Raw genomic sequence first — 23,512 nt, 5'->3', positions numbered from 1 at the left:
AAAAATTTCATCAAATTTTTACAATTCAATAGTCATTAGTCCAATGACCAATGACTAATGACTGTGCCAATTTTAGATTTTAGATTGCCGATTTTAGATTTTTTTGGTTCATGCCCCGTCCCTAGTGGGCGGAACAAATCCAAAATCTAAAATTTAAAATCATAATGCCCCGCACCCTTGTGGTCGGGGTCAATCCAAAATCCAAAATCCAAAATCCAAAATTCTTTGACTATTGACTATTGAGCCAACAAAGGATCGAGTTGACTTTGTGTATCTAGCTGATAAAGATCGTCGCAACCACCAATGTGTTCGTTATTGATAAAAATTTGTGGTACTGTGCGCCGTCCGTTAGCGCGTTCCGCCATTTTCGCTCTGGCTGCTTCGTCGCCGTCGATTTTGTACTCAGTAAAGTTGACACCTTTCCACCACAGCAGCATTTTGGCACGAATGCAGTAAGGACAAGTTTGCCATGTGTAAATTTCGACATTGGCTTTAACTCGCTCTGGATGGCGATTTAAAAGGGGATTAAGAAAGTCCAGCATATTTAATCTTAAGCAAGGTTTTGACTATATCTCTAGCCTAGATCATTGCTGGCATTACTTACGCATTGGCGCTGGAACCCACTTTTGGAAACTTTCTAAATCATTCCAGTAAGCCAAATATCCAGTCAATACCCAAATCAAAGCGGCTATGATCAGCACTGCTACATCAACATTAATTATTTCTTTACCCATGCACAAAAACCATGATTTATATACAAAAACGTATAATAAAAACAATATTCTTCCCAAGAAATATTATTATACTTATTTTTAATGTTTTTACTGTTGATATTGTAAACAATAAATAAATAAATTTTTAAGAAAAAATTTGTTGTTTTACTTAAAAATTCAGCTAATTTAGGAAATTTCCTTATGTTAGTGATTGTTATAATGTACCAAAAAACAAAACCGAATCCCTGAGCATCTCCAGGACAAAATATTTTAATTTCAGAGAACTTTCCCAACATTCTTGCAATTTCAGTAAAAGTAAATCTGTGATAGTCCATTTGATCGTGAAAGCTCCAAAAAAATGGAATATAAAAAAAGGCTTCTCCTTTTTCCTCCAAAATATTATAAATATTGTCTATTGCTTTCCAATATTCTTGAACATGTTCTAATACAGCATTACAATAGATACCACTAAAAGAATTAGGCTCTATTTTAGTATTACAAATGTCATCGATTAGGTCTGGTTTATAATCAGCAATAACATCTGTAGATACGATTGTATTATTGGGATTTTGATTTAATAAATCGATTCTCTGACGACTTATTGAATAGCTATTTCTTCCACCAATATCAAGCAATCTATCTTGAGATACCACTCGCTTTTCATATTCATCTCTGGCATAAGGGTTGAAATCTATTTTTGTTTGAATACCTTGAAATAAATCTGTAGTATTGGTTCTCATCTGTTCTGTAAGATTCTTTTTCATATGTTTTAGAGTTTGTTTAAAAAGGGTATTTTGCTGTGAGATTGAATGCAAGGAAGAGTCCTGAATTACGAGCGTTTCAGCTAAATATTAAAAGACTGCCCATAAGAGGCGGGGTATGAACCTTCTCCGAGAAAAAAATTCCGCTTACAGCCACACTAGCAACTGCGGACATCAGTCAGCCAGCCGTACTTTTTCCTCACTCAGCACGAGATCTATACTTTACTTTCTTGCACTTTTAAATAGTACTATATCTCTCACGAGAATTGAGCGTCTATTTGATAATGTGCTACCGAAAATTTCTGTGTGGATACCGTTGTATAGTTTGATTTAAAAAGAGCATCTTGATTTTTTGCTACAAAACAAAAATGTGTAAAATCTTACATTAATATTCGATAAACTATCACTTTATCTAAATTTTAAAGATTGATAGATATGTGTAAAACTTACACCTTTCCACCACAGCAGCATTTTGGCACGAATGCAGTAAGGACAAGTTTGCCATGTGTAAATTTCGACGTTGGCTTTAACTCGCTCTGGATGGCGATTTAAAAGGGGATTAAGAAAGTCCAGCATATTTAATCTTAAGCAAGGTTTTGACTATATCTCTAGCCTAGATCATTGCTGGCATTACTTACGCATTGGCGCTGGAACCCACTTTTGGAAACTTTCTAGATGATTCCAGTAAGCCAAATATCCAGTCAATGCCCAAATTAAAGCGGCTACTACTAATACACCAACACCAATTAGCCGCCAAGTTCGGTTGGTTTTCCAATAGAGAGTTGGTGCCGCAAACATACCACCTAATCCTGTTAAGATAAAACCGATTCCTGACAACAAGGGTTGTTTTGTCATATTCAAGTTGATGATGCGGATACCCACAACGATCGCCACTAAACCAGCAAAAAAACCGTAAACCGCGATTGTCAATAAATCCCAACCCATAGACAGGGCGATGGCTGCTGCAACAAACAAGATGCCAAATAAAACACTTGTTTCACCAAAGGCAATGTTAAAACTACCACCAATTGGCCAGGTGAAGCTCATGTGTAAACCAGTTGTTAAGGCGATCGCACCTGTAATCCCAAATCCGGGAATCCACTGTTTTTGATGTGAGCTATCTATCCCACGATACACATAGTCAGCCAGTATAAATAACCCGGCTACCATATTTATTAACATGAGCGTGATGTAGTCGATAAACACAATTCACCTCTTGATGCTTTTCTGGGTTGATATGAATTATTCCAAGTTACGCTGTTATATTTCTAAATATTTAAAACCACAGATAAACACAGATTAACTCCAAAATAAAGCGTAGCAAAATTTAACAAGAAAGAATAAAGGCGTCAGTCGTCAGAATTCAGAATGAATTTTGTATGACTGGCGCATGAATAAACGGGTTTAAGTCCCCCACCAAATTGAAAATTTGGTGGTCTACCCTTCGGGAACGCCAAAGGCGAACAATCAGTGGTGGGTCTAAATCCCCCACTGATAGCGCAGCGTTAGCGAGTCCGCGTTCGCGTAGCGTCTCGTAGAGAGCGTCTTGCATTCTGAATTCTGAATTCTGAATTCTGAGTTCTGCTTTAACTATTTTCCACTGGTATCCACCCCTTGATAGACTGTAGCCAACGTTCCACTTCATAGTTAATGAAAGCCATAGTAAGTCCATACTTTGACGTTCCTGGTCCGGCAAAATTCCTCTGGAGAGGGCACTTTATTGAACACCCTGATGTTGCACAAAGAGGTAATCAGATTCGTTTGGGGCTGGAAAAGGCGGAATGTGAGATAGTGTTTGCATCGCAGCCAAAACTTCACGAATCAAGGCTGCGTGAATCAATCTTAGCGGTACAAGACCCTGCGTATGTTGACTATCTTGAGAGTGCTTGGCAACACTGGTCAAGAATGGAAAATGCCAGTACAGAGATTTTTCCCAACATTTCCCCAAATCGGCATCTGGTTCACTTCAACGAAAGTCCAGTGGCTTTGGCTGGATGGTACATTGCTGACGGCGCAGCACCAATCGGAAAATACACATGGCGAAATGCTCTCGGAAGTGTATCTGCGGTTATTGAAGCAACTTCATATCTCAAAGCAGGAGAGTTGGCTGTCTATGCCTTGTGTAGACCAAGTGGGCATCATGCTTGCCGGGATATGGCAATGGGTATGTGCTTCTTGAATAACGCTGCGATCGCTACACATGAGCTTCGCACAAAGTTTTCCCGAATTGCAATTCTTGATATTGACATGCATCATGGTAACGGCACCCAGCAGATTTTTTATCAGCGCGGTGATGTTTTAACAATTTCGATTCACGGTAATCCCACCAACTTTTATCCTTTTTATACAGGCTTTGAAAACGAACGCGGCAGCGGTGATGGAGAAGAATGTAACTTGAATATTCCCCTACCTCCTGGAACTAATGAGGCTTCTTATCTACAAGCTTTAGAGAAAGCTCTAGCTGTGGTGTCGTCGTTCAATGCAGAAGCTTTGGTCGTAGCGACTGGCTTTGACACGTTTAAATCAGATCCGCTGGGTTGTTTTGCTCTTGAGTCCACCTCTTACAATCAAATTGGCAGGAAAATCAAGTCACTTGGTCTGCCGACTCTTTTTGTACAGGAAGGTGGCTACTTTGTTGAAGCCCTAAGTGAAAACGTTCGACAATTAGTCACAGGTTTTAAAAATATTTAAGTAAATATAGGTATTTAAATCAAAATTTCTAGCAACTGTTTTTAAGTATTTATCCTTATTATTGACAGGTTGATATCTCTAAAAATTATTGAGAATAGTGTCAATAAATTGGAAATTGACACTTCGTTAACATTTGTAATCGAAAATTGGTAACCGCCCTTTGGTAGACTTAAAGACTGAAATAGCCAGATAAAGCAACGCAAATTCAAGCAGTTGAGAGGGCAGACTCCGTGGAAAATACACTTGGGTTAGAGATTATTGAGGTAGTAGAGCAAGCAGCGATCGCATCCGCCAAGTGGATGGGGAAAGGTGAAAAAAACATCGCTGACCAGGTAGCTGTGGAAGCGATGCGCGAGCGGATGAATAAAATCTATATGCGGGGTCGCATTGTGATTGGGGAAGGCGAACGCGATGACGCGCCTATGCTTTACATTGGAGAAGAAGTAGGTATCTGTACCCAACCAAATGCCGAAGCTCTCTGTAACCCTGATGAACTAATTGAAATTGATATCGCTGTTGACCCCTGTGAAGGTACTAACTTGGTAGCCTACGGACAACCAGGTTCAATGGCTGTGTTGGCAATTTCTGAAAAGGGCGGATTATTTGCTGCTCCTGACTTTTACATGAAGAAGTTAGCAGCACCCCCCGCAGCTAAGGGTAAGGTAGACATCAACAAGTCAGCAACGGAAAACCTGAAGATTCTCTCTGAGGTTTTAGACCGGGGTATTGATGAACTTGTGATAGTAGTAATGAAGCGCGAACGCCATAACGATTTAATTAAAGAAATCCGTGAGGCTGGAGCTAGAGTCGCCCTAATTTCAGATGGTGATGTGGGTGCAGCCATAAGCTGTGGTTTTGCTGGAACTAATATCCACGCGCTGATGGGTATCGGTGCGGCTCCTGAAGGTGTAATCTCGGCAGCAGCAATGCGTGCTTTGGGTGGACATTTCCAAGGTCAACTGATATACGATCCAGCAATAGTAAAAACAGGTCTGATTGGAGAAAGCAGAGAAGCCAACATTGATCGTTTAAAGTCTATGAATATCAATGATCCCGATAAGGTCTATGATGCTCATGAACTGGCATCTGGTAAAACTATTCTGTTCGCTGCTAGCGGCATTACCAGTGGTAATCTCATGCAGGGTGTACGTTTCTTCAAGGACGGGGCAAGAACTCAAAGCTTGGTTATTTCCAACCAGTCGAAAACGGCTCGATTTGTTGACACAATTCACTTGTTTGGCGAACCAAAAGTTCTTCAACTGAACTAATTTTTAGGGAATGGGGAATGGTAAAAGTAGGGGCGAAGCATAAGGAAAAAAATCTTTCTATAAAACAGAAAAATAATCACCAAAATGCTTTCCCCTTACAGTAGTTAGTAGTTAGTAGTTAGTGATTAATTGTTGGTTGCAAAAATATCAACCAAGAAGCAAAAATTCCCCATTCCCTATTCTCACTTAATGCCAGATTGCCAACTACCAACTAGTAACTACGATTTAGCAAATGAATATAGCAGTGGTGGGGTTAAGCCATAAAACAGCCCCAGTAGAAGTCCGGGAAAAGTTGAGCATTCCAGAACCACAAATTGAAAGTGCGATCGCTCATCTAGCAAGTTGTCCCCATATTGACGAAGTTGCAATTCTTAGCACTTGTAACCGTCTGGAAATCTACATTGTCACCAGTGAAACAGACCAAGGTATCCGGGAAGTAACTCAATTTCTGGCAGAACACAGCAAGTTGCCTGTGACTTCTCTGCGACAACACTTGTTTATGTTGTTGCATGATGATGCAGTTATGCACGTGATGCGGGTAGCAGGTGGCTTAGATAGTCTGGTACTCGGAGAAGGTCAAATTCTGGCTCAGGTGAAGACTACTCACAAACTGGGACAGCAATATAGCGGTATAAAAACCATTTTGAATCGATTATTTAAACAAGCGCTAACAGCCGGTAAGCGAGTTCGCACTGAAACTAGTATTGGTACTGGCGCTGTCTCTATCAGTTCGGCAGCTGTGGAATTAGCACAAATGAAAGTAGCAAATTTAGCTGCTTGCCGAGTGGTAATTCTGGGTGCTGGGAAAATGTCACGGTTGCTGGTACAACACCTGATTTCTAAAGGTGCGGTGCAAATCAGTATTGTCAATCGCTCTCGTGAACGCGCCCAAGAATTAGCCAAGCAGTTTGCCGAACAACCTATTCAAATTCACACACTATCGGAAATGATGACAGTAATTGCCGATAGTGATTTGGTGTTTACGAGTACTTCGGCAACAGAGCCGATACTTGACCGTGCCAAATTGGAAATGGTTTTAGAAGCTCAGCGTTCTCTGATGTTATTTGATATTTCTGTGCCACGCAACGTTCATGCAGATGTGAATGAACTGGCAAATGTGCAGGCGTTCAATGTGGATGATTTGAAGGCTGTAGTGGCGCAAAACTACGAAAGCCGTCGGAAGATTGCACAGGAAGCAGAGCGACTTTTAGAAGAAGAGGTGGAGGCTTTTGATGTTTGGTGGCGTAGTTTAGAAACTGTTACCACTATTAGCTCTCTGCGAAATAAAGTCGAAACCATCCGGGAACAAGAATTAGAAAAAGCTTTGTCCAGATTGGGTTCGGAATTTGCGGAAAAACATCAAGAGGTGATCGAAGCTCTAACACGAGGAATTGTTAATAAAATTTTACACGATCCGATGGTGCAATTGCGATCGCAGCAAGATGTTGAAGCCAGACGGCGTTGTATGCAAACTCTGCAAATGCTGTTTAACTTAGACGCAGGCGAACAGTTTAGTTAAACTCAACAACAAGATCCCCGACTTTTCATAAAAATAGGGGATCTGAGCTTTTCAAGTTTCACAAAAGTTGTTCTGGAGCAATTCCCCGTTGTTGCAGTCGTATCAATAAATCTTGATATCGTTGGCGTTCTTCCTCTAGTTGTTGGAGAACTGCAAATTATAATTTAAGGTATAAAATAAAACTAATTTTTATAACTAGGCGATCAATTTTATTTGAATCAAGTACAGTTGTGCATTGGTGTCAACTTAAGCTCAAACGCTTGTCCCACATACGTTTCACCCCTCCCCTCCCCTTACTAAGGGGAGGGGCGGTTTTGGCTTTAGACAAAACCGGGGTGGGGTGACGCGGTGAGTAATGGTAAGTGAATAAACTCAATATCACGTCTTGACAAGGGTTTCACGTTAAGTTGACACCAATGACAGCTGTGCTACCCTACGCAGGTGAGGTGTATTCTACTCAATTACAAAAAACTATAACAGTGGTCTGGTTCTAGCTCTATAATCCATCAAGGCTCCTTGGCTAATTACAGTCCGCCCGTTTCTTCTGGTAGTGGGAATCTGTCCTCTTTGGAGAGCCATGTATAGAGTACTCTGGTCTACACCCAAAAATCTCGCTGCTTGTACAAGTGAAGTACCCTGCTGAAGGATACTCCCTCTTCTTCTGTTCCTAATTAATGAGGGGCGTATCATGGCGAAATGTAAAGAACAACTTAAGAAATCTCAATTGTCTCCGAAAAAAATCTAAGAATTAACATTAATTCACAATTGGCAAACACAAAGCAATGCTGTGTCAGAAGAGGACAGCAAAGCTAATTTGATTTTTTTCTAATTAGATTGAGATCTAATTTGATTATAACAAATTATGGAGAAAGAACAGTTTCAGACCCTGCTGCGATTTTTCAAAGCTTTAGCGGACGAAAGCCGATTGAAGATTGTAGGTATCCTGGCGAATCAGGAGTGCAGCGTCGAAGAATTAGCTGTGTTACTGCAACTCAAAGAACCGACAGTATCCCATCATCTGGCAAAACTTAAGGAACTAAATTTGGTCACTATGCGCCCTGAGGGTAATAGCCGTCTGTACCAGTTGGATAGCGACGCTTTGCAAAGTATCAGCAAGCAAATTTTTACACCTGAGCAAATGGCTTCTTTGATTAAAGATGTAGATACAGAAGCTTGGGAAAACAAAGTATTGAAAAACTATTTTGAAGGCGATGTTTTTGATAACAACTCCGTTCAACGCCTCAAAGAAATCCCTGCTAGTCGCAAAAAGCGCTTAGTAATTCTCAAGTGGTTAGCAAATAGATTTGAAATTGGGGTTCAGTATCCAGAACGTACAGTCAATGATATTCTCAAGCGCTACCATCCTGACTACGCTACCCTGCGACGGGAATTGATAGGCTACCAGCTAATGCAGCGAGAGAATGGGATTTATTGCCGTTCGGACTGATCAGTGATGTGGTTGAATTAATTAAAATTAGATATACTTCTAATTAGATGCTTGTCTAATTAGAAGTTAGTTATGCAACCACAACAACTTAACATCTTGCTGGGCTTTTTCAAGGCGTTAGCAGACAATAGTCGATTGAAGATAATAGGTATTTTGGCGAATGAGGAGTGTAGCGTTGAAGAGTTGGCGGTACAAATGCAACTCAACGAGCCAACGATATCCCATCATTTGACAAAACTTAAGCAGGTAAATTTGGTGACAATGCGCTCTGATGGCAATAGCTATCTATATCAATTAGATAACGACGCTTTGCAAAGTATCAGCAAGGAAATTTTTACACCTGATAAAATAGCAAGTTTGATAGAAGATATGGGTACTGAAGATTGGGAAAGCAAAGTTCTGAAAAACTATATAGAAGAGGATAGGTGTAATCAAAACTCCGTCCAACGCCTCAAAGAAATTCCTGCTAGTCGCAAAAAGCGGTTAGTGATTCTCAAGTGGTTAGTGAATCAGTTTGAGGTAGGAATCAACTACCCGGAACGCCTGGTAAATGAGATTCTTAAACGCTACCATCCTGACTGCGCTACTTTACGACGGGAGTTGATTGGCTATCAGTTAATGCAGCGAGAAAATGGGGTTTATTGGCGTATGACACAGGTGTGAGAACAAGATCGAATACCAAATTTTGTGGCAGGCATTTAGCTTTTAAAAGCTGCTACTTAGATTCCTCTAATTGGAATTGTAATTACAAACTCTGTGCCTTGTCCAGGTGATGAAATGCACCGTAAATATCCCCGATGTTTTTCAGTAATGATTTGGTAGCTAATTGATAATCCCATACCAGTTCCTTTACCAACTGGCTTAGTGGTGAAAAAGGGGTCAAATATATGTGACTGGATTGCTTCTGGAATCCCTATACCATTATCTACAATCTGAATAACAACATTTTCATTCACCTGGGCTGAAGAAATGCGAATTATCGGATCTGGACAAAAACCATTTTGAAAAGCCTCTTCTAAAGCATCAATGGCATTTGCCAAAATGTTCATAAATACCTGATTTAATTGTCCTGCAAAGCATTGGATTCTTGGAATTTCACTATACTCTTTAATCACTGTAATTTTAGGGCGAGCGCTTTGGGATTTGAGGCGGTGTTGTAAAATCAACAAAGTGCTATCAATTCCTTCATGGATATCAGCGTTTTTAAACTCTGCTTCATCCAAACGCGAGAAGATTCGTAAGCTCAGGACAATTTCCCGGATGCGATTGGCTCCAATCTTCATGGAACTCAACATTTTAGGCAAATCTTCTGTTAAATATTCAATATCAGCTTCTTGTTTAGCATTTTGAATTTCTGGTTCTGGGTAGGGATAATGTTTTTGATAAAGTTCAAGTAACCACAGTAATTGTTGAGTGTAATCATCAGTGTGCTTAAGATTACCATAAATGAAGTTCACTGGGTTATTGATTTCATGAGCAATACCAGCAACTAAATGTCCCAAAGAAGACATTTTTTCGTTCTGAATCAATTGGGATTGGGTACGTCTAAGTTCCTGTAAAGTGTGCTTGAGATCGATATTTTTTTGTTGCAGTGCTTGAGTTCTTTCTTCTATTTTTTCTTCTAGTGTTTGGCTATATAACTCTAGCTTTTGGTTCGCTTCATATTGTTCTGCTAGCAACCGTTTGACTTGTTGAATTAACTGGTTAAAGGAAATGGCTAATATTCCAACCTCATCTTCACTCGTTACTGGAGCTTGGAGATTAAAATTATATTCTTGAGTGACTCTTTGTGCAACATGTGTGACAGCTTTTAGGTGATGAGTAATTGTTCGCGCAATTAAAAATCCAACAACTCCTAAAATACTACTTCCCAACAAAAACAACAGTCCTAAATGTTCCCATAACTTATATTGAGCAACCTCTAGCATCGATATCGAATACAACACTGTGGTTGTTAAAGACTGACTAGCTCCTGTAAATACGATGCTTTTAGCTAAATAGTTTTTGTTGTCAAGAGTGATTAGTGTAGCAGACAAATTAGGAGGAGGAAGTTGCCAATTTTTACCCTTGGTTGTCAATAAAGTTGCCGCAACTATACGATTTTGTCTATGGATAATCAGGTGTTTGGAGGAACCCGCAGCAATTTTTTGGAGCAGGCTATCGTCTACTAAGTTACCAATAATAATTCCTCCCAAGAGTCCTGCTGATGATTTGATTCCATTTGTTACCACTTGGAGAACTTGTTGCTTGCCTTCTACATCTACCAAATCGACTAAATGCGATCCTTTGCTAGCAGTATTAGTAATTACTTTGTCTAGAAACTGGGCTTGACTCAATGAGTTATTTCGTAAATCTACAAGAACATTGCCTTGAGTATCGATTACCTTAATCCAATCCAATTTCAAAGTAGACTTTAGCGGTAGTAATATCTGCAAAAGCAAGCCTTGGTTACGCTGTTCAACAGCTTGATTCAGCATATCTCGATTAGCAATTAGCTCGATTTCAGTTTCCAGTGTTTGCTGTTCATACTGAAAATCCTGATTGACTCGTTCCGTAAAACTTTCGATTTGTTGGCGAAAATTTTGATTCAAACTATCCGTGAACCAGTGTCCTATCACTACTAAGCCCAGCAAGAATATACTCAGACAAACTGCAAGCAGAGGTAGAACAATTTTTTGGCTGAGTCTCATTCCTCTGAAAAATATCTGCATGATACATTCAATTTATTTAGTAGGAACAAAGCCATTATTTTTTAGTATTTTTTTGCTTTCTGAACTAAAGATAAAATCAATAAAATCCTGAGTGTCCGCTGAAGGTGCTTTTTCCCAGAGAATACCTATGTGACGAACCATTTGGTATTTACCGTTAGCAAAGTTTTGCGCTTTGGGAGCAACACCATTGAGATTGAGATGATTGACAGGCAATTTGTTGATGAGGGAAGATGCCAAAGAAAAAGTGCCGATGGAATTAGGAGTACTTTGTAAGGTTTCGATCAATTCTCCCTCTTTGTTCAAAATCACAGCTTTAGTTGTGGTTTTATCGTCTCCCAAATAATATTTTCGCAATAATATTTTCGCTGACTCATCTTCGGGTCTATCTAACAGTAAAATGTTTGCATCAGCACCACCTAATTCTCGCCAATTGCTGATGTCACCTTTGTAAATTGCTTTTAATTGTTCTGTTGATAAGTTGAGAACATTTTTAACATTTTTATTCGTGGCAACAACTAACAAATCTTGTGCTATTTCCCGATATTGAATTTTACCGTTATCTTCTTCTGGTTTGAGTTTGTGACTGCTACCAGCGATATCAATAATATCATTTTTTAAGGCTGCGATCGCTCCCTCGGATTGGCTATTGGAGATAAACTCAATTTTGACATTTGTATTTTGAGATTCATAAGCTTGTGCTAAAAGCTTTAAAACAGTTACAGTTGAGCTAGAACCACCGATTTTGATAATTGTTTTGGCTTGAGAATCAGTTTTGTTGATAACTTGAGAAGAATTTGTTGGATCAGTCCATTTGATTGAAGTACAACTGCAAAGTGCAAAGAAAATAATTCCGATGATTATTGAGTCAAAAAGATTTTTCATAAATGAGTCTTGAAAGATGCAAAACTTGATATTTGGTCTAGGCTTTGATAGTTTAATATTCCCGAATCCTCATAAAATTTAACAGGTAAGTGGGTAAGCAATGTAAAGACCGCATAAATTATTGATCAGGAGGCTTAAACAAATACTTTTACAGGTTTTATGGATGAATAATCGTGAATTACAAGATCCCCGACTTCTCTAGAAAGTCGGGGATCTGTGGCCTTCATGAGCAGATATATTTTTACTCCGCAAATTATTTTCCCAAATAAGCTTCGAGAACTTTGGGATTGGTTTGAATTTCTGCTGGCGTACCGTCAGCTAAATTTTGTCCTTCAGCAAGTACCCAAACGCGATCGCACAATGACATAATCACATCCATATTGTGTTCGATAATCAAAAATGTCATGCCATCTTGGCGGTTCCAAGTGAGAATGCGATCGCAAATATCATCAATTAATCTCGGATTTACCCCTGCTGCTGGTTCATCCAACAAAATTAACTTGGGATTAGTCATCAGTGCGCGTCCCATTTCCAACAGCTTACGTTGTCCACCAGACAACCCACCAGCATAATCCTGAGCTTTTTTTGCCAAGCCCACGGATTCTAACAGAAACATTGCTCGTTCTTGCAGCTGCTTTTCTTCCTTGGCTACGATGTGCGGTTGCAACTGCACTTGCCAAAAGTTTTCACCTGTTTGTTTTTGCGCCGCCAGCAGCATATTTTCTAACACCGACAACCGCGAAAGAGTCCGTGCAACTTGAAAGGTGCGTATTACTCCTTGTTGGGCAATTTGATATGGTTGCAAATTGTGAATAGGTTCGCCGTCAAAAATTACTCGCCCTTTATCTGGGCGGATGAAGTTCGAGAGTAAATTAAATAAAGTGGTTTTACCAGCACCATTGGGGCCAATTAAACCCGTGATGCTGCCTTTTGCAACTTCAATTTTTGCTTCATTGACTGCTTTAATACCACCAAAGCTTTTAGAAAGTCCGGTGGCTACCAGCAGAGGAAGTGGTGATGATTGGTTATTTACCAAGGGTGAGTTCCTCCTTTTTCCCTAAGATACCTTGAGGACGCCAAATCATCAGTACCATTAAAATAAATCCGATTACCATGATGCGAAATGCACCCAAACGTGCTTCATCAAGGGGGACGATTCTAGGCAAAACTTCTCGCGTGATGGCATCGTAAGCAAAGAAAACTACCGCGCCTAAGATTGTGCCAATGTTATTACCAGAACCGCCTAAAATCACCATAATCCAAGTATCAAAAGTCAGCTGGGGTTGAAAATTATCAGGGTAAATAGCGCCGAGTTGCCAAGCGAAGAACGCACCAGCGATGCCAGCGATCGCACCTCCAAGCATGAGAGACTGTAATTTATACCAAAACACATTTTTTCCCAGTGCTTTGGGAATTTCTTCATCTTCGCGGATAGCTTTGAGAATTCTACCCCAAGGCGATCGCACCAAAATTTCTAACCGCCAGAATACAAGTGCTAAAATCAACAGCAGCACCAACATTAAACCTGCTTTTGGGTTGTAATTATACAATCCAATTACCCCAGATATATAAATTGCTACTGCCAAAACTGCTAACACAATTCCCACTCCCAAGCGCGATGCCAATTCTTGTTTGCTACTCAACCTTTGGCTGGAATCAGCAGCTCGAAATCTTTGGGCAGTGCGAATCCATCGCCACAGCGTAAATAAAGTTACAACAGCTAACAGTGTTAACAACCCAATCATCACTAATCTGAAAAACAAACTCGGTTGTGTGGAGAACGGTATGGGATAACTTTGTACCCCAAATGCCCCAGAAACCCAAGAATTTCCCACAGGTAATTCCTGATTATTCACTACTAAACGAATTAATTCTCCTGTACCGATGGTGACAATTGCTAGGTAATCTTCCCGCAAGCGCAGAGTTGCAAAACCAATTATCAAACCCAACAAAGCGGCTACCATTGCCCCAGCCAACGCCGATATCAGTAGGGGAACGCCCTTTAAGCTTAACAACACAGTTGTATATGCTCCCAGGGTCATAAAAGCAATGTGACCAAAGTTAATTAATCCGGTAAAGCCCCACTGCAAATTCAGTCCGAGAGCAAATAGGGCAAAACTGGCTGTAGAAATTGCTAAGAAAATGAGATATTCAACCATAGTAGGGGGTGAGGAATTTATAAGAAATAAATTATCGAATTTTGTGGAGTCGGGGGCTTAGGGACTTCCAAAAAATAAATTATCCCAAATTATTTGTAAATTTGTAGGGTAGCACCGCTGTGCGACCCTAGTAGGGGATGTTTTTTTAACTAATTTTTGGGGAATACTATTTATTGTTAGTGGTTGTTTATAAGGAATAATTAACCTATGAATTTGCTCCGACTGAGAATGCATCATTTAATCGAGCAGTTAGCCGACGACGATCTGCAAAGCATTTGGAACGTTCTTGAAGCTTTACATTGTGACTTTTATATGCTAAGAGCCATACAAAAAGTAAAGCGATCGCAGCAGCCGTGGGATATCTTAACCCATGATGAAGCAATACGCCTGTTAATGTTTTTCTGATGCAGCAGCGCTTTCGCTCTCGTACCAGTATGCGTAGCTTGCTTGTTTGCAGGAGTACACAATCTAAAATCTAAAATCCAAAATCTAAAATGGTATAACGTCTAGTGACTCTGGAAGTGCGCTATGCAAGGTCTTTTTTGCTAGACCTAAAAAATTTAGAACCTGCTGCTTACGAGCGGGTGTACGATTTTGTGTTTATTGAGTTTGGCCAAAAGTGGCAACTGAGTGGACTAAAAGAACTACGACAGCTTGATAGTGAAGGAATTTTTCACCGCTTCACTCTAGATGATTATCTGATTGGTATAGAAATCAGGGGTGAAATTGTGAAATTTTTGCGTGTCATCCCTATGCCAGATGTCTAATGTAAAGAGTTAAGGGAACACTTAAAACTGTAAACTGTATAAGGCTAGGCAGGGATCGCTATTACCTTCCATTAAACTGGTTTTTGAAAAACACTTTATTTGAGATTTCCCTATGGATGCTAGGGCACTTTGGCAACGATACCAAAACTGGTTATATTTCCACGAGGGATTAGGACTGTACTTAGATGTAAGTCGAATGCGGTTCGATGATGCCTTTGTGGAGTCGTTGCAGCCGAAGTTTGACAAGGCGTTTGCGGATATGGCTCAACTGGAGAAGGGAGCGATCGCAAATCCCGATGAAAACCGCATGGTTGGACACTATTGGCTGCGAAATCCTGATTTAGCGCCAACTCCAGAACTGACACAAGAAATTGTCCAAACCCTAGAACAAATCGAAGCCTTTGCGGAAAAAGTCCAAACAGGTGCTATTCATCCTCCCAGAGCCAACCGCTTCACTGATATTATCTCTATTGGTATTGGTGGTTCCGCCCTCGGCCCCCAATTCGTCGCTGAAGCCCTGGCGGCTGATTTCCCGCCCCTGAAAATTCACTTTATTGATAACAGCGATCCCGCAGGTATCGATCGCGTTCTCAATCATCTGCGAAACAACCTTGCCAGCACTTTGGTACTCGTGATTTCCAAATCTGGGGGAACGCCAGAACCTCGCAACGGCATGATTGAAGTTAAAAAAGCTTACGCCGGACACAATTTAGAGTTTGCCCAATATGCGGTAGCTATTACCAGCCCTGATAGCAACCTCGATAAGATAGCCAAAGAAGAAGGCTGGCTGGCTAGGTTTCCCATGTACGACTGGGTGGGAGGACGCACTTCAGAAATGTCTTCTGTAGGGCTAGTACCAGCAGCACTGCAAGGCATTGATGTTCGCGCCATGCTGCAAGGTGCAAAAGAAATGGATGACGCTACCCGCGTCCCAGATGTGAAGAATAACCCAGCAGCCTTGCTTGCTTTGTCTTGGTACTTTGCTGGCAATGGGCGGGGTGAAAAAGATATGGTTGTTCTACCTTACAAGGACAGCTTATTGTTATTCAGCCGCTATCTGCAACAGCTGGTAATGGAATCCTTGGGCAAGGAAAAAGACTTAGACGGCAAAACTGTCTATCAAGGCATCGCCGTTTATGGTAACAAAGGCTCAACAGATCAACATGCTTACGTCCAGCAGTTACGCGAAGGTGTGCCGAATTTCTTTGCTACCCTCATCGAAGTTCTAGAAGATCGCCAGGGGCCATCGGCAGAAATAGATCCTGGAGTTACATCAGGCGATTATCTTTCCGGTTTTCTCCAAGGAACCCGACAAGCGCTTTATGAAAATCAGCGGGATTCCATTGCAATTACTATTCCCCAAGTTAACCCCCGAATTGTAGGGGCATTAATTGCTTTGTATGAACGTGCTGTTGGTTTATATGCTAGCTTGGTCAACGTCAACGCCTACCATCAACCAGGGGTAGAAGCTGGCAAAAAAGCTGCCGCCAGTATTCTTGACTTGCAAACACGAGTCGTGGCAGTGCTACAAAAAGAAAAAACTCCCCTTTCTCTGGAAGAACTAGCCGAAAAGGCAGGTGCATCAGAGCAAGTTGAGCCAATTTACAAGATTTTGCGTCATCTCCATGCCAATCAGCGCGGTGTGGTTTTGGAAGGCGATCTTCATAAACCCAGTAGTTTGAGAGTTTCTGCTAGCTGATAACTCTAGTGCAGATATCACATTTTGTGGATGATTGTTGTATCTGCAACAATTCTTTACAGTGAAGCATCTTAGATAGAAGGTATATCTTCAATCTAGGATGCTTCACTGTAATAATTCGTAATTCGTAATTCGTAATTCGTAATTCAGTTTAATTTAGACTCCGCATAAAACTTGCTGCTTGTTAGTTGCTATTGCTTTAAACTCACAGAATTGGTTCATAATTATTAACCGAGCCATAAATGCGGTTTTTGAGAATAATCATGCCTCATCTGTTTTTGAAGCGTAGTTTTTATACTGCACAAAGTCAAATCCGCTGTAATTACGAATTACGAATTACGAATTACGAATTACGAATTATTAATTACTAATTGCCATTAGGCGTTGGTTAAAGTAGCTCTTGGGTAAGAAACAGCGATCGGGTAAAAAAGGATTGTTGACGTTTTGAGACAAAAAAGTACTTGGCTTATCTCGATGACAAAATGGCGGTACAATTCCCCAGTCTTCTGCCAGCCAAATCCAGTATCCTGTCTCAATTCTGCCGTAGTTTGATACCGTCAGAATCTCGCCAACGCTGTTGTTAATTGATACTAATTCGGACGATGATTTGATTTCAGTTAACAGCCACGCTAACTCATCTACAGAAAAGTAATAGGCATTCTCCGCACCTATATCGACAAAATGCTGTGGGCTTTTAGCTGTTAGTAATTGTTCTTTAAGAGACGGCGTTTTTTGTGCGAAATCAAAAAGATCCCAAATCTGTTTTCTCGTGATTAAAAACCAGGCAAGTTCTTCTGCGGTTAGATTGTAACCATTTTCTGTTGCTAACTTGAGAAATGGTTCAAGACTATCAGTTTCTCCTAGTTGATATTTTAGTGCGAAAGTCTGCTCTACCAATGACAAAAAATCAATAATCTTTTGCCATGTAACTCTGTTAAAACTTTTGTTAACTTTTATTCTCTCTTTCCAATAGTTATATTTATCTTCTTGAAGAAAAAAGTTCCAAATTTGATAATACATAATTCATCTTTCCTAAGTCTTCAACTTGCTAATGAATTGTAATTAGTGAATACCAGTGTAGTCAGTATAAGAAGACTCTTCGACAGTATTTGATTGATTATCTGATGTAAATGAAATTACACAGTGGCTAAGTATGAATTTTTTGTAAAGTTTATCACTATAAATCAAAGATACTGATAAAAAAAAGCAACAACCACCTACGGTTAGGTTGAGCAGCGATCGCTGAAAGTAAAAGCGATCGCCTTTATCTTTCTGTAAAATAAAGTTAAGCCAGAATTAAGAAATTAAGTTAATTACTATGACTGAATCAACTGCAAAACAACCTGCACGTAGAGGTAGAATCTTTCCAGAACGCACTTTATCACCAGAAGAACTTGCTAGGCGTAAAGCTGAAAGGGAAGTATTTCATCAGCGTTGTCGTGCAATATTCGAGGGTGTGCGTCCAGAATATATCGAAGAACACTATGGCTGGTATATTGCAGTGGAGCCAGATAGTGGAGATTATTTCATTGATAAAGATATAGAAGTAGCTAGCCAGAAAGCACGCGAAAAACACCCAAATGCTGTACACTGCATGTTTTGCCTGAATCAAACTGGAGCCACTGGTACAATATGATTCAGGGTATCTTTGGTAGCAATGGTCAGCTATTTTTTGAAATTGATTTGATTACATCTGATGGATTAAATCTGCCTGTGGATGCTATGTTAGACACTGGTTTCACAGGCTTTTTAGCTATTAATAAACAAGATTTAGATTCTCTAGATTGGCAATTTATTCGTGAGCAAGAACTACGAACTGCACAGGGTGAAAAAATTTTTGATTTGTATTTAGATAATGTGCAATTAAATGGACAAGAGTATGAGATTTCAGTTATCGCAGGTGATGAAATTACAGAAATATTATTAGGTTCAGAATGGCTAAAGATTCTGCCGTTGGTGGCTAATTATCAAGCTGGCATCTTGACTTGGGGTTAACTGCGATATATTATCTATATTTTTAATTATTCTAGGTTCGTTGATAAATCGCGTAGAAAGTAAAAGCGATCGCTCTTCCAATCACTACCTTTAATTCGTCCTAAATAGCCTGTTAATGGTGAAGAAAGTTCTATCAATAAATCGTGAACTATCTCATCAGTTAGTTTGGGATTATGAGTGGCATTGTAATGAACACGAATTTCTGTAACTGTGAAATTCTGGTGTGTAGCTTTTGGATTTTCGTTGTCTTGTTCAGAGAGTTCTTTGACTGCTATAGTAATCTGCGATCGCAACTTTATAGATTGCTCAACTTTATCGATATAACTATTAACTTTATCTTCGGCTAAACCAAAAGGACTTTGTTGTAAACACTCTTTTAATTCTAACAAGTTGATAGAATTTTTGTAATGTGCTTGCAGTTCAACTAATTTTTGTAGAGTTTCAGGGCTAATAACATTCATTTGATTTTCGGTTGCTGTTCTCAGGGCGTAAAAATTTAGTTCTCCAGCGGCTACAATTAATTTCAGAGAATTTTCATATTGAAATTTACCAAGATGGTTCATACCTATTTTTAATAACTGTGCAGGAGTACCATCAGTAACTTTCTCAGTTTTAGTTGCCTTGCACTCTCCTACTATTGGATAAGGATGTTCAGTGTAAAAATCCATACCTCCCGCGCCACCAGTTGCATCTGGATTTAAACCTGAGCCTGTAAAGCCTAATTTTAGTAATCCTCTACGAACTAATTTTTCAAATGTATGTCCGTCGCTAGAGTTTCCAATTTCAGCAATTTTTTGAACCCAAACTAAATCTGAATCTGGTAGAGTTTCTAGTTTTCTACTATTCCAACCTAGAAAAATTTTGATGTCATTATCTAGTTGCTGTGCATTTGAGTTTGTATTAGATAACTGTGCGATCGCACTTTGTAATTCTTCAAGCTCAGGATGTAGTGGTGGCTCTAATTTTTCTAGTTGGTGCTTGCGTTGAGCGAAAGTGCGATCGCTTAATATTGGCTTGTCTTCAGAAACCGTTAGAGAATTAGGTAAACTAACAAATTTCCCTAACTTTTCCTGAATGTTAGGATTAACTGGTATTTCTTGTAACTGAGGTAATTGATAGACACGCAAGTAAGTTAAAAAAAGGTACTCTTGTTGCCGTAGTATCTCTTTTAGCGCTTTTGGTGTCCATATTGTTAATTTAGACAAAATATCTAATGGCTTAGTCTCGTCTAAAATTTGACAAAGTTCACATTTAGCCCAAGCTTTAATTGAAACTGAAGAGTCAGTAGGATAAAGTGCAAATCTCTGCCCAGGACGAATAAACATCTTAGGTAAAGCTGCAATTGTTCGCCCCTGTATTAAGGCTTCAATATCAGGGGCTGGTAGACACAGTGCTGTTGGAATTGAGAACAGCTGATTCATTTATAATTAGCTATAGATTTAGTTCAACGTAATCGCCAGTAGTAACACTTTGAGGAATACTAATAGGTAATCCATCATCAGTTAAATTAGTAGGTTCTTGCCCAGAAGGATCGCTGAGAATTTCTCGAATCAAAGGATTATTGATTGCTAGTTGCTTTTGCTCAATAAAATCAAAAATCTGTTCTTCTGTCAGTTCGTAGCTTTCACGGTTATGGTAAACGAATAATATCGCCAGTAGAGGTTTAATGTCTTGGCTTTGCAAACCTACCCACTCTCCACCCTTATTTTGCAACAGTATTCTCAAATTCTCTCTAGCTAATTTTGCACCTGAATTAATTTTCTTTGAACGCACCAAACAACCACGAGTTATGTCGAATGTTTTGTAATCAATTAATCGTCCCAAAGCAGCACCGATAACCGTGCGATCTTGCTGAACTACATCTACTCCAATCTTCACTTTTTTATTATTGCCGATAATTTTGAAATCCATAAAACCATTATTTACTGCACTAGGCTCTATTTCTTCAATTGATTCGATTGTTACTCCCTCTAAAGTTTTACCTATTAAACTATTGAAAGCGAGCGAAAGAGCATCAGTAATTGTTTGTTCTTCTTGCATTAATGAATCGATAGAAGTCTCAACATTTGCTAATTCATTATCGAAATACGGTTTAACTGGATGTGCAGGTGGTGAAGGCGGTATTAAAGGAGGTACAAAATTCTCTGCACACCATTTCAAAACTGACCTAACTGTAGGTCTACTCTTACCAAGTTCTCTGAGTTTAGTTTCATCAAATGGGTAGAGAGGATGAGGTGCAGTTTGTTGATGTTCCTCATAAAAATCTTGTAACCATTGACTAACTATAGCAACGATATCATCAGAATTAAGAAAGTTTAATTTTATAGGCTGTCTGTCAGCTTGATCGCTTACTAATCGATCTATAACTGCTTCAGCTTGTGGTAAAGTCTTGATTTGGTCTTCCCAAGTACGAGGATACATTGCTAACAGTAAAACACCTTGTTTGAGACTGTTATATAAATCCTTAACTAAGCTTGCAATAAGTTGTGCTGCTAAAAATCCATTATCAGCAGTATCATATATATCTAATTCGTCAAAACAAATCACTGGAACTCGATAATAACTAGTGATATCTAGAATTTGACGCACTGTGCTTAGTGCTTCAGCTTCCTTATCCTCGCTTTTAGGATTTGGTAATCCCATTTCTTCAGCTTGTGATTGTGCTAATTCCAAACCAGATAACCAATAGCTTGCATAATTAATATGGACTGGAGAAAGTGTCCACAAAATTGCTTTCACTATGTAAGGATTGGTTATTTCGGGCTTGATTTTCAGAACACTTTCTGTCAAATAAACTATCGCCTTAGTTGAGTGTTTGCTTAACCAACCTGGATACATACTAATATACTGTTGAGGCGTATATCGCCACTGTTTTGCTTCGTTAATTAAAGCTGCTGCAATTTCCTGCCATTGCATTACTTTTTGACTACCAAAAGCTCTCAGACTAGATGCGACACTTTGCAGGAATAGAGACTTAATTTGATTCAAGTTATCATACTTACTCATATAGATAAATAAGCTAATATCTTCGGTCTGTAATTGGTGGCGAATCCGACTAATAATATGACTTTTACCTAACCCTTTTTCTGCTGTAATTGTGATACCTACAGTTTCACGTTTTCCTTTACGGACTTTATCAATAGCATCAAAAACTGCATTAGAAGCATGAGCATTAATTAAGGGAACATCAGGAAAACTTTTACCCCAGATTTGGGGTGGTCTGACCAGAATATGGCCTGCAAAGGGATTTTGATTTTTAATTAGATCATCAATCGTAGATGTGGTGACAGTCATAGTGTTGTGAAGTTAATGTGTGAAGAGTTAAATAAGGTTTAAGGTTTCAGGCGCGTGGCGTAGCAGCGTAATCCATCTAATTCTGTAGCTACCGAATCTTCAATTTTGTCGGGTGCGCTGTCTTCTACACTCCCGCCCTGTAGTTGCAAAATATCGTTAGCTTGCGTTTCCAGTAGCCAATCATTAAACTCTGTCCGACTCACCCGATCGCCGATTACTCTCCTAATCCGATAAATTGGCACCAGATGATTAAAGTTGTACTCATAGTTCAACTTGTCGTAAACTTCCAACGCCACTGACTTAAACTCCTCATAAGAAGCGATCGCCACACTCTTCCCATTGACTGATACATCTGCACTACCTACCGCAACACCAATTTCACCAATCCATTTCACCAACGCATTCGCCGCCCAAGTTCCGACAATCGTCCCTTCAAACTTAAAATCACCACTCCTCAAACCGTCACCCAATACCTCTAAACCCTTGGGAGATATGAGAGAATATCCCTTTTTGGAAATGGCGATCGCTCCTTGGTTCTGTAATTCCTCGAATATGCCTTGATAATCTGCTACCTTTTTATTTTTGGATACAATTCGTTTCGTGAGTACACCTTTACTAACTTGCTGCTGAATTCCTCCCAAATCCCACAAAGCTAAAAGCACACGAGTTATGGTTTGGGTTGTGTTTTTTGATGTCATATTTAGTGTATTTTTTGACAAATATCATCGTAGTACCTGTATCTTTTTAAGTTATTGAGCCACGCAAAAATAACCGAGAAATTGCTGAATATTTTTGTTTTTGCAGGAAATAAATTCATCAAAAATCAACAAGTTATTTCGTTGGGATGAAGTGAGTTTCTCTCAAAGGCAGGATGGAATATTTGATAAATTCGCTCATTATGTTAATCAAATGCTGTAATTGTGCTGTTGTAAATTAGCGGTAAATGTTTTTGCAATCCGAGGCAAAGTGACAGGAACTCTAACTCTGTTCTTACAACAGCAAGGCTTTTAGTAAACGTAGATGATGATGAGATACGATGATTACAATATTTAAAGAAGGTAAAGTAGTTTCACGTTTGCTGGCAGTATTGCTGTCGGCATTGCTAACAGTGCCATTGCTGAGTAGCTGCGGAGGCGGTTCCCGAAATGCTTCAGTGCCACCACCTGTGGATGATACCGTTGGTAGAACAGTGAGCGATCGCACCACAAATCAACCCGAAGTTAAAAAGGGCTTGTCTGGTGGTCAAAAAGTGGCACTTTTGGCAGGAGCCGCGGCACTTTACTACATGTACAACCAGCATAAAAATGCTTCACAAGAAGGAGCGCAAGGTAAGTACTATCTTTCCAAGAATGGGCGTGTATACTACCGTGATGCTGAACATCGCGCCCATTGGGTAACCCCACCAGCAGAAGGAATTCGAGTACCGGAATCTCAGGCGCAAGAGTATCGGCAATTCCAAGGGTATAACGGGAGTTCCTCAGGTCGTGATTTAACTGGCATAACTTCATCCGCAGCACCAGCTCTGTAGATTCAGTCAAGCGTGTGTAAATCTCAAGCGGGTTTCCCGGAGGATAACGCCGATCGCGCACGTGGAATACACGAAACT

Annotated in this window: 25 protein-coding genes and 1 pseudogene; 11 read left to right on the top strand and 15 right to left on the bottom strand. The window is 39.8% G+C overall.

Features of this window, described 5'->3' with window-relative positions; all coding sequences use genetic code 11:
• Nucleotides 1-236 precede the first annotated feature (236 nt).
• The 6 genes and pseudogenes from grxC to IQ276_RS21065 form a co-directional block, all read right to left on the bottom strand.
• The gene (gene grxC / locus IQ276_RS21090) at nt 237-542 is read right to left on the bottom strand and encodes a glutaredoxin 3 (RefSeq protein ID WP_190880976.1); all 306 of its coding nucleotides are present in this window, start codon (nt 540-542) and stop codon (nt 237-239) included.
• Between the two features lie 54 nt (nt 543-596).
• The gene (locus IQ276_RS21085) at nt 597-734 is read right to left on the bottom strand and encodes a hypothetical protein (protein ID WP_193914976.1); all 138 of its coding nucleotides are present in this window, start codon (nt 732-734) and stop codon (nt 597-599) included.
• Complete coding sequence (locus IQ276_RS21080) at nt 719-1,477, bottom strand: methyltransferase domain-containing protein (RefSeq protein WP_235115841.1); 759 nt, start codon at nt 1,475-1,477, stop codon at nt 719-721. Before IQ276_RS21080 ends, IQ276_RS21085 begins: the two co-directional genes overlap by 16 nt.
• 435 nt (nt 1,478-1,912) lie before the next feature.
• Nucleotides 1,913-2,050: pseudogene (locus IQ276_RS21075) on the bottom strand (glutaredoxin domain-containing protein); the annotation flags it as partial.
• Between the two features lie 54 nt (nt 2,051-2,104).
• Complete coding sequence (locus IQ276_RS21070) at nt 2,105-2,680, bottom strand: DUF981 family protein (RefSeq protein ID WP_193914967.1); 576 nt, start codon at nt 2,678-2,680, stop codon at nt 2,105-2,107.
• A gap of 157 nt (nt 2,681-2,837) precedes the next feature.
• A complete protein-coding gene (locus tag IQ276_RS21065; RefSeq protein WP_235115840.1) occupies nt 2,838-3,119 on the bottom strand; it encodes a hypothetical protein in 282 nt (93 codons plus the stop codon).
• 5 nt (nt 3,120-3,124) lie between these two features.
• On the opposite strand from IQ276_RS21065, the gene IQ276_RS21060 reads away from it, so the two are divergent.
• The 3 genes from IQ276_RS21060 (at nt 3,125) to IQ276_RS21050 (ending at nt 6,952) form a co-directional block, all read left to right on the top strand.
• Nucleotides 3,125-4,165 carry a histone deacetylase family protein gene (locus IQ276_RS21060; RefSeq protein ID WP_193914963.1) on the top strand — a complete coding sequence of 347 codons (1,041 nt, stop codon included), beginning with the start codon at nt 3,125-3,127 and terminating at the stop codon, nt 4,163-4,165.
• Between the two features lie 230 nt (nt 4,166-4,395).
• Nucleotides 4,396-5,433, top strand: a complete 1,038-nt coding sequence (glpX, locus tag IQ276_RS21055) for a class II fructose-bisphosphatase (RefSeq protein ID WP_193914961.1) — start codon at nt 4,396-4,398, stop codon at nt 5,431-5,433.
• A 232-nt stretch (nt 5,434-5,665) separates the two neighbouring features.
• Nucleotides 5,666-6,952 carry a glutamyl-tRNA reductase gene (locus IQ276_RS21050; RefSeq protein ID WP_193914959.1) on the top strand — a complete coding sequence of 429 codons (1,287 nt, stop codon included), beginning with the start codon at nt 5,666-5,668 and terminating at the stop codon, nt 6,950-6,952.
• A gap of 471 nt (nt 6,953-7,423) precedes the next feature.
• On the opposite strand, the gene IQ276_RS21045 is transcribed toward IQ276_RS21050, so the two are convergent.
• Entirely contained in the window at nt 7,424-7,642 is a 219-nt protein-coding gene (locus IQ276_RS21045) for a helix-turn-helix domain-containing protein (RefSeq protein ID WP_190882317.1), read from the bottom strand.
• A 172-nt stretch (nt 7,643-7,814) separates the two neighbouring features.
• Here IQ276_RS21045 and IQ276_RS21040 point away from each other — a divergent pair, with 172 nt between their 5' ends.
• Nucleotides 7,815-8,399, top strand: coding sequence for a DUF2087 domain-containing protein (locus tag IQ276_RS21040; RefSeq protein ID WP_193914957.1), 585 nt, complete (start codon nt 7,815-7,817; stop codon nt 8,397-8,399).
• Between the two features lie 72 nt (nt 8,400-8,471).
• Nucleotides 8,472-9,062, top strand: coding sequence for a DUF2087 domain-containing protein (locus IQ276_RS21035; RefSeq protein ID WP_193914955.1), 591 nt, complete (start codon nt 8,472-8,474; stop codon nt 9,060-9,062).
• A gap of 56 nt (nt 9,063-9,118) precedes the next feature.
• On the opposite strand, the gene IQ276_RS21030 is transcribed toward IQ276_RS21035, so the two are convergent.
• From IQ276_RS21030 to IQ276_RS21015, 4 genes are all read right to left on the bottom strand, one after another.
• Nucleotides 9,119-11,110, bottom strand: coding sequence for an ATP-binding protein (locus IQ276_RS21030; RefSeq protein WP_193914953.1), 1,992 nt, complete (start codon nt 11,108-11,110; stop codon nt 9,119-9,121).
• A 12-nt stretch (nt 11,111-11,122) separates the two neighbouring features.
• On the bottom strand, nt 11,123-11,992 hold the full coding sequence (locus IQ276_RS21025; protein ID WP_193914951.1) for a substrate-binding domain-containing protein: 870 nt from the start codon (nt 11,990-11,992) through the stop codon (nt 11,123-11,125).
• 253 nt (nt 11,993-12,245) lie between these two features.
• The gene (locus tag IQ276_RS21020; RefSeq protein WP_190882322.1) at nt 12,246-13,028 is read right to left on the bottom strand and encodes an ABC transporter ATP-binding protein; all 783 of its coding nucleotides are present in this window, start codon (nt 13,026-13,028) and stop codon (nt 12,246-12,248) included.
• Nucleotides 13,018-14,151 (bottom strand): branched-chain amino acid ABC transporter permease, encoded by a 1,134-nt coding sequence (locus IQ276_RS21015; RefSeq protein ID WP_193914949.1) that lies wholly within the window; start codon nt 14,149-14,151, stop codon nt 13,018-13,020. Before IQ276_RS21015 ends, IQ276_RS21020 begins: the two co-directional genes overlap by 11 nt.
• Before the next feature lie 207 nt (nt 14,152-14,358).
• Between IQ276_RS21015 and IQ276_RS21010 the strand changes: the two genes are divergently transcribed.
• The 3 genes from IQ276_RS21010 (at nt 14,359) to IQ276_RS21000 (ending at nt 16,617) form a co-directional block, all read left to right on the top strand.
• Nucleotides 14,359-14,556 (top strand): hypothetical protein, encoded by a 198-nt coding sequence (locus IQ276_RS21010; RefSeq protein WP_073642863.1) that lies wholly within the window; start codon nt 14,359-14,361, stop codon nt 14,554-14,556.
• 104 nt (nt 14,557-14,660) lie between these two features.
• Nucleotides 14,661-14,918, top strand: coding sequence for a cytotoxic translational repressor of toxin-antitoxin stability system (locus IQ276_RS21005; protein ID WP_190882324.1), 258 nt, complete (start codon nt 14,661-14,663; stop codon nt 14,916-14,918).
• Between the two features lie 112 nt (nt 14,919-15,030).
• Nucleotides 15,031-16,617, top strand: a complete 1,587-nt coding sequence (locus IQ276_RS21000) for a glucose-6-phosphate isomerase (protein WP_190882325.1) — start codon at nt 15,031-15,033, stop codon at nt 16,615-16,617.
• Between the two features lie 360 nt (nt 16,618-16,977).
• Here IQ276_RS21000 and IQ276_RS20995 read toward each other — a convergent pair whose 3' ends face one another.
• A complete protein-coding gene (locus IQ276_RS20995; RefSeq protein ID WP_190882326.1) occupies nt 16,978-17,637 on the bottom strand; it encodes a Nif11-like leader peptide family natural product precursor in 660 nt (219 codons plus the stop codon).
• A 298-nt stretch (nt 17,638-17,935) separates the two neighbouring features.
• Here IQ276_RS20995 and IQ276_RS20990 point away from each other — a divergent pair, with 298 nt between their 5' ends.
• Nucleotides 17,936-18,253: a hypothetical protein gene (locus tag IQ276_RS20990; RefSeq protein WP_193916994.1), complete on the top strand. Its 318-nt coding sequence runs from the start codon at nt 17,936-17,938 to the stop codon at nt 18,251-18,253.
• Nucleotides 18,250-18,612 carry an aspartyl protease gene (locus tag IQ276_RS20985; protein WP_193916992.1) on the top strand — a complete coding sequence of 121 codons (363 nt, stop codon included), beginning with the start codon at nt 18,250-18,252 and terminating at the stop codon, nt 18,610-18,612. The genes IQ276_RS20990 and IQ276_RS20985 overlap by 4 nt, the downstream gene beginning before the upstream one ends.
• A 26-nt stretch (nt 18,613-18,638) precedes the next feature.
• On the opposite strand, the gene IQ276_RS20980 is transcribed toward IQ276_RS20985, so the two are convergent.
• From IQ276_RS20980 to IQ276_RS20970, 3 genes are read right to left on the bottom strand one after another with little or no spacing between them, the layout of a single operon-like run.
• The gene (locus tag IQ276_RS20980; RefSeq protein WP_193916990.1) at nt 18,639-20,033 is read right to left on the bottom strand and encodes a DUF1802 family protein; all 1,395 of its coding nucleotides are present in this window, start codon (nt 20,031-20,033) and stop codon (nt 18,639-18,641) included.
• A gap of 10 nt (nt 20,034-20,043) precedes the next feature.
• Entirely contained in the window at nt 20,044-21,906 is a 1,863-nt protein-coding gene (locus tag IQ276_RS20975) for a hypothetical protein (protein WP_193916988.1), read from the bottom strand.
• Between the two features lie 38 nt (nt 21,907-21,944).
• A complete protein-coding gene (locus IQ276_RS20970; protein ID WP_193916986.1) occupies nt 21,945-22,604 on the bottom strand; it encodes a hypothetical protein in 660 nt (219 codons plus the stop codon).
• A gap of 338 nt (nt 22,605-22,942) precedes the next feature.
• On the opposite strand from IQ276_RS20970, the gene IQ276_RS20965 reads away from it, so the two are divergent.
• Nucleotides 22,943-23,434: a hypothetical protein gene (locus IQ276_RS20965; protein WP_193916984.1), complete on the top strand. Its 492-nt coding sequence runs from the start codon at nt 22,943-22,945 to the stop codon at nt 23,432-23,434.
• The last annotated feature ends 78 nt before the right edge of the window (nt 23,435-23,512 follow it).

Source organism: Desmonostoc muscorum LEGE 12446 (assembly GCF_015207005.2).
Classification (GTDB): domain Bacteria; phylum Cyanobacteriota; class Cyanobacteriia; order Cyanobacteriales; family Nostocaceae; genus Nostoc; species Nostoc muscorum.
Note: the sequence above shows the minus strand (reverse complement) of the source record. Positions and strands in the feature narration are given on the sequence as shown.